Annotated in this window: 2 protein-coding genes and 2 pseudogenes; 2 read left to right on the top strand and 2 right to left on the bottom strand. The window is 55.6% G+C overall.

The window, feature by feature from the left end:
• The coding region (locus tag ACXRVY_RS30225; RefSeq protein WP_458239102.1) for a molybdopterin-binding protein at positions 1-468 on the top strand (468 nt) is incomplete at its 5' end.
• Positions 469-532: 64 nt separating this feature from the next.
• On the opposite strand, the gene ACXRVY_RS30220 is transcribed toward ACXRVY_RS30225, so the two are convergent.
• The gene (locus ACXRVY_RS30220) at positions 533-847 is read right to left on the bottom strand and encodes a hypothetical protein (RefSeq protein ID WP_458239101.1); all 315 of its coding nucleotides are present in this window, start codon (positions 845-847) and stop codon (positions 533-535) included.
• A 164-nt stretch (positions 848-1,011) separates the two neighbouring features.
• Between ACXRVY_RS30220 and ACXRVY_RS30215 the strand changes: the two are divergent.
• Positions 1,012-1,133 (top strand): annotated as a pseudogene (locus tag ACXRVY_RS30215) (lipid kinase YegS); the annotation flags it as partial.
• Here the strand turns inward: ACXRVY_RS30215 and ACXRVY_RS30210 are convergent.
• Positions 1,130-1,201 (bottom strand): annotated as a pseudogene (locus ACXRVY_RS30210) (DNA-binding response regulator); the annotation flags it as partial. The pseudogenes ACXRVY_RS30215 and ACXRVY_RS30210 sit on opposite strands and share 4 nt — an antisense overlap.

Below are 1,201 nucleotides of genomic sequence, written 5' to 3'. Positions count from 1 at the left end.
CTCTCGACCGGTGGCGTATCGGTTGGGGAAGCCGATTTTCTGGGTATCGCCTTGCGCGAAGAGGGCGAATTGACGCTGTGGAAACTTGCCATCAAGCCCGGTAAACCGCTGACCTTCGGACATTTTCGCGGTGTGCCGGTGATTGGCTTGCCGGGCAATCCGGCATCGACCCTCGTGACTTTTGCATTGTTGACCAGGCCCTATCTCCTGCGCCGTCAGGGTGTAAAAGAAGTCGAGCCGCTGAAGGTGCAGGTTCCGGCAGGGTTTGACTGGCTCCAACCTGGCAATCGGCGTGAGTATTTGCGCGGACGGCTGGAAAACGGCAGGGCGAGGATCTACAAAAACCAGAGTTCTGGCGTACTGCGTAGCGCTGCCTGGGCTGATGGATTGGTAGAAGTCCTGGAAGGTCGCACGCTGGTTCAGGGCGATAGCGTTTTCTTCATTCCGCTGAGTGAAGTTCTGAGCTGATAGTTTCAGCGGCTTGGCCACACAAAACCCGGTTGATTGAACCGGGTTTTGTGTTCAAGGCCACTCAATGCGCCATAAGCAATGAAATAACCTGCTCGAAACGGCTATTGGCGATCCAGCCAAGGAGGCAGAGGATCACGGCTGTTCCGCAGGCGGAATAGGCAAGCCTGTGCTTGATGGATTTGACGTCATCCCGGACTTCGTCCATGTCCCTGCGCAAGCTCTTGAGGTGTGTTTCCAGCTCGGTGACGCGAGGTTCCATATCAACTTCTCCCGTGGCTTTTGTGCTGTTGCGGCATTCAGCTCGATGGCCTGCATTTTTATTATCAGTGAGCGGCAAGRCCGAAATGGCCGGTGATCCGAGGTTTTGGCTTTGCATGGCACGTCCTTGTGGTGTCCTGCTGTAGCCACCAAAAGTCTACCAATTCAGGTTTTCGGTCAATTGAGCCGATTCCTCACTTCTTGTAAGAAAAGTCCTGCCGTGTGGGGGATCAAGACTGCCCGACTGGAAGTAATTCGTTTTCTTGCGACTTTTAACGGGGGGGGGCTTCTGGCGTCGACAGCATGTTTATTCGTGCGCGCCTGCCCTGGAAGGGGACAACTTGCGTTTCTCGGTTCGCCCGGCGGCGTTACTCGTGCATCTGCCTGAGGATTCGCCGCTCTAGTCGTCAAGGCTGATGATTTGTTCGCGCACGGCAAACAGCACCAGGCCGGCCACATCGTAGATCTGCAG

The sequence above is a fragment of the Pseudomonas sp. P5_A2_2 genome (assembly GCF_054177685.1).
This window is presented reverse-complemented; position numbering and strand designations above follow the sequence as displayed.